The organism is Pseudomonas sp. PDM32 (genome assembly GCF_019219225.1).
GTDB lineage: Bacteria > Pseudomonadota > Gammaproteobacteria > Pseudomonadales > Pseudomonadaceae > Aquipseudomonas > Aquipseudomonas laurylsulfatiphila.
On record NZ_JAHUWE010000067.1, the window covers coordinates 1 to 258 of the forward strand.

Consider the following 258-nt stretch of genomic DNA (forward strand, 5'->3'; position numbering starts at 1 on the left):
ACCGGGTAACCATCGGTGAGGGCTCTGGCCCGATCACCCCCGGCACCTTCACCGGCACTTACGGCACCCTGGTACTCAACGCCAACGGCACCTACACCTACACCCTGAACACCAGCGATGCCGATTTTAAAGCCTTGCACGGCGGTGGTGACGGCACCGACACCTTCACCTACACCCTCACTGACGCCGATGGCGACAGCAGCACTGCGAAACTGGTGCTGCAGATCCACAACAACGACGATCCGGTAACCCTCAACG

General features: G+C 60.9%; 1 protein-coding gene. It reads left to right on the top strand.

Translation table 11 applies throughout. The annotated features are described in order from the left end of the window. Positions 1-258: VCBS domain-containing protein (locus tag KW846_RS29820; RefSeq protein ID WP_218486476.1), on the top strand; the 258-nt coding region annotated here is incomplete at both ends.